This window comes from Peterkaempfera griseoplana (genome assembly GCF_001418575.1).
In the GTDB taxonomy this organism is placed as follows: domain Bacteria; phylum Actinomycetota; class Actinomycetes; order Streptomycetales; family Streptomycetaceae; genus Peterkaempfera; species Peterkaempfera griseoplana.
Map to the genome: position 1 here is coordinate 1 of NZ_LIQR01000515.1, position 4,876 is coordinate 4,876.

The window sequence follows — 4,876 nt, forward strand, 5'->3', positions numbered from 1 at the left end:
CATCACATCGAGGTCGAACTTGGCTGCTGCAGCCCCGGACGACACACCGTCGGCCTGCACTCCCTCCAGGTCCAGGACGGCGTCGATGGTGTTCTGCTTGGTGAGGACGACCTGGAAGAGCGGGTGCCGGGCCATCGACCGGCTCGGCGACAACTCCTCCACCAGCCGCTCGAAGGGGACGTCCTGGTGCGCGAACGCCGACAGGCTCGCCTCCCGCACCCGCCCCAACACCTCACCGAACGTCGGATCACCCGACAGATCCGTACGGATCACCAACGTGTTGACGAAGAACCCCACCAGATCGTCCAACGCCACATCCGTACGACCCGCCACCGGCGACCCGATCGGCACATCCTCACCCGCACCCAACCGCGACAACAACACCGCCAACGCCGCCTGCAACACCATGAACACCGTCACACCCTCGGCCCGCGCCACCTCCACCAGACGCGCATGAACCTCCGCCGACACCTCCAACGGCACACTGTGACCCCGATGACTCGCCACCACCGGCCGCGGACGATCAAACGGCAACTCCAACTCCTCCGGAGCACCCCCCAACACCCCACGCCAGTACGCCAACTGCCGCGAAACCACACTCCCCGGATCCCGCTCGTCACCCAGCAACTCACGCTGCCACAGCGCATAGTCCGCATACTGCACCGGCAACGGCTCCCACACCGGAGCCCGCCCCTCACACCGCGCCGCATACGCCACCGACACATCACGCGCCAACGGCCCCATCGACCAGCCGTCACCAGCAATGTGATGAACCGTCACCGACAGCACATGCTCGTCCGGGCCGGCCGAGAACAGCGAGGCCCGGATGGGGATCTCGGCGGAGAGGTCGAACGCATACCCCGCAGCCTCCGCCACCGCCTCCTCGAGCGCCGACGGACCGTCAGCGGGAGACAGCTCCACGGCGCGGAGGCCCCAGGCCAGGTCCGCCGGCTCCAGGACGCGCTGGTAGGGCTCGCCGTCGGCGACCCCGAAGATCGTGCGCAGTACCTCGTGGCGTGCGAGGACGTCCAGGAAGGCGGCGTTCAGCGCCTCGTGGTCCACCGCGCCCGTCAGCCGCAGCGCCACCGGCACGTTGTAGGTCGCACTCGGCCCCTCCAACTGCTGCACGAACCACAGCCGGCGCTGGGCGAAGGAGAGCGGGATCCGCTCCGGGCGCTCGCCCGCGGTCAGCGCCAGCCGGGCCTGGTCCGCCCCACCCAGCCGCACCGCGAGCCCCGCCACCGTCGGCGCCTCGAACAGCGCCCACAGTGACACCTCCACACCCAGCACCACCCGCACCCGGCTGATCAGCCGCACCGCCAGCAGCGAATGACCACCCAACGCGAAGAAGTCGTCCTCCACCCCCACGCTCTCCAGGCCCAGCGCCTCGGCGAACACCCCGCACAGCAGCTCCTCCTGCACGCTGGAGGGGGCCCGTCCGGCTCCTGCCGCCGCGGAGTAGTCCGGCGCGGGGAGGGCCTTGCGGTCGAGTTTCCCGTTGACCGACAGCGGCAGCGCGTCCAGCACCACCACCGCCGAGGGAACCATGTAGGCCGGCAGCCGACCGCCGACGAACTCCCGCACCGCGGCCGCGTCCACCGCGCCGCCCTCGACCGGCACCACGTACGCCACCAGGCGGGTGCCGCCGGGGGCGTCGTCGCGGGCGACGGCCGCGGCCTGCGCCACCGACGCATGGGCGGCGACCGCCGCCTCGACCTCACCGAGTTCGATGCGGAACCCGCGGATCTTCACCTGGTCGTCGGCGCGGCCGAGGTACTCCAGCCGCCCCGCCCGGTCCCAGCGCACCAGGTCGCCCGTCCGGTACATGCGGTCGCCGGGCTCGAAGGGGCAGGCCACGAAGCGCTCGGCGCTCAGTCCCGCCCGGCCGAGGTAGCCGCGGGCCAGGCCGGTGCCCGCCAGGTACAGCTCGCCCACGACGGCCGCGCCCACCGGGCGCAGCCCGGCGTCGAGCACATAGGCCCGGGTGTTGGCGACGGGGCGCCCGACCAGCGGGCGCTCGTTCTCCTCGGCGTCGAACCAGAGGGTGTCCACGCTGCACTCGGTCGGGCCGTACAGGTTCACACACCGGGTCCCGTCGGCTTCCCGTGCGCGCTCCCACAGGGCGCTGCCGGCCGCCTCGCCGCCCAGCAGCAGGACCCGGGGGCGGCGCCGGGGGTCGGCCAGCAGCCCCTCCTCGACCAGCTGCTCGGCATAGGTGGGGGTGACGTCCAGGACGTCGATGCCGTGGGCTGCGATGTGCCGTACCAGCGCGGAGGCGTCCCGCCGGGTGTCGTCGCCGATCACGTGCAGTTCGTGGCCGGCCACCATCCACATCAACCCCTCCCAGGAGGTGTCGAAGGAGAAGGAGGCCGTCAGTGCCACCCGCATGCGGGGCTCGGGCTGGGTGATCACCGTCGCGCGGTGGAAGCCGTACAGGTTGCGCAGGCCCTCGTGCGGCACCACCACGCCCTTGGGCCGGCCGGTCGAGCCCGAGGTGTAGATGACATAGGCCGGGTGTCCGGGCAGCGGCGCCGCCCACTCGTCGGGGCCCGGTGCCTGCGGTGCCAGGGCGGACAGCTCCTCCGCCACCTCGGCCGAGTCCAGGACCACGGTGGCGGCCGCGGAGTGCGGCAGCGCGGGGGCGGTGGCCCGGGAGGTCAGCACCACCACGGGTGCGGCGTCCCGGAGCATGTAGTCCACGCGCTCGGCGGGGTACTCGGGGTCGATCGGCAGATAGGCGCCACCTGCCCTGAGTACGCCGAGCAGCGCCGCCACCATGTCGGTGCCGCGTTCCATGCAGACGGCGACGACCGACTCCGGGCCCACTCCGTGGCCCACCAGCAGCCGTGCGAGCCGGTTGGCCCGGGCGTCCAGTTCCGCGTAGGACACCTCGTCTTCGCCGCACACCACCGCGACCGCGTGCGGTGTGGCGGCGGCCTGGGCGGCGAACACCTCCGGGAGGGTGTCCGCGGCGATGTCGAGCGCGGTGTCGTTCCAGACGGTGAGCACCTGGCGGCGCTCGTCGTCGTCGAGGACGTCCACCTCGCTGAGCCGGGTCTGCGGGTCGGCGGCGAGGGTGGCCAGTGTCCGGGTCCAGCGCTGGGCCGTCCGCTCGGCGGTCTCGGCGTCGAAGAGGTCCGCCGCCGCGATCAGCAGTCCCTGCAGGCCCGCCGGCCGGCCCTCGGCGTCGAAGGTCTCGGCAACGCTGAGGTCCAGGTCGAACTTGGCGGTGGAGGCCCCGGCCGCCACGCCGTCGGCCTGTACGCCCGGGAGCTCGGCGACCGCCTCGGTGTTGTTCTGCAGCGTCAGTGCCACCTGGAACAGCGGCTGACGTGCCATGGAGCGGCTCGGGGACAGTTCCTCCACCAGCCGCTCGAAGGGGACGTCCTGGTGGGCGTAGGCCGACAGGCCCGCCTCGCGCACCCGGGCGAGGGTCTCCCGGAACGTCGGGTCGCCCGACAGGTCGGTCCGCATCACCAGGGTGTTGACGAAGAAGCCGACCAGGTCGTCCAGCGCCTCGTCGGTGCGTCCGGCCACCACGGCGCCGATGGGGATGTCGGTGCCGGCCCCCAGGCGGGAGAGCAGCACCGCGAGTGCGGCCTGCAGCACCATGAACACGGTCACGCCCTCGGCCCGCGCCACCTCGACGAGGCGGGCGTGAATCTCCGCCGGGACCTCCACGGGGACTCCGTGCCCCCGGTAGCTCGCGACCGCGGGACGGGGGCGGTCGACGGGCAGCGCCAGCTCCTCGGGGGCGCCGGCCAGGGTGTCGCGCCAGTAGGCGACCTGGCGGTTGACGACGCTGCCGGGCTCGGCCTCGTCCCCGAGCAGCTCACGCTGCCAGAGGGCGTAGTCGGCGTACTGGACCGGCAGCGGCTCCCATGCCGGGGCCCGGCCCTCGCACCGCGCCGCGTAGGCCTCGGACACGTCGCGTGCCAGCGGTCCCATCGACCAGCCGTCGCCGGCGATGTGGTGGACGGTCACCACGAGGATCCGCTCGTCGGGTCCGCTGCTCAGCAGTGACGCCCGGATCGGTATCTCGTGGGAGAGGTCGAAGGCGTGGCCCGCGGCGCGTGCCAGCGCCTCGGCGAGTTCCGCCGGGGCGACGTCGGCCGTCGACAGCTCCCAGTCGAGCTCGTCGGGGTGGTGGATGTGCTGGTAGGGCTCGCCGTCGGCGGTCGCGACGGTGGTCCGCAGGACCTCGTGGCGTGCGATGACGTCGCGCAGTGCCGCGCCCAGTGCCTGCTGGTCCACGTCGCCCGAGAGCCGCAGGGCGACGGGGATGTTGTAGGTGGCGGCGGGGCCCTCCAGCTGGCCGATGAACCACAGCCGGCGCTGGGCGAACGACAGCGGCACCCGCTCGGGGCGCTCACCGGCGGTCAGCGCCAGCCGGGCCTCGCCCTCCCCCGCCAGCCGCGCCGCGAGCCCCGCCACGGTCGGGGCCTCGAAGAGGGTGCGCAGCGGCACCTCCACGCCCAGTACCACCCGCACCCTGCTGACCAGCCGGGTGGCCAGCAGGGAGTGGCCGCCGAGGGCGAAGAAGTCGTCGTCGACGCCCACGCTCTCCACGCCCAGCACCTGCGCGAAGACCGCGCAGAGGATCTCCTCCTGGAGCGTGGACGGGCCGCGGCCCGCGCCGCCGGTGTAGGTGGGTGCGGGCAGGGCCTTGCGGTCGAGCTTCTTGTTGACGGTGAGCGGCAGCGCGTCCAGCACCACCACCGCGGACGGGACCATGTACTCCGGCAGCCGCTCCGCGACGTACTCCCGTACCGCGGTCGGCAGGACGGCCAGGGCGAGGGGGTCGGAGTCAGGGGTGGGGACGACGTAGGCGACCAAGCGGACATCCCCCGGAGCATCCTCACGCGCCACCACCGCC

1 protein-coding gene is annotated in these 4,876 nt (G+C 73.0%); it reads right to left on the minus strand.

What is annotated here, in order from left to right; genetic code table 11:
• Positions 1 to 4,876: non-ribosomal peptide synthetase (locus AOK09_RS31555; protein WP_157876109.1), on the minus strand; the 4,876-nt coding region annotated here is incomplete at both ends.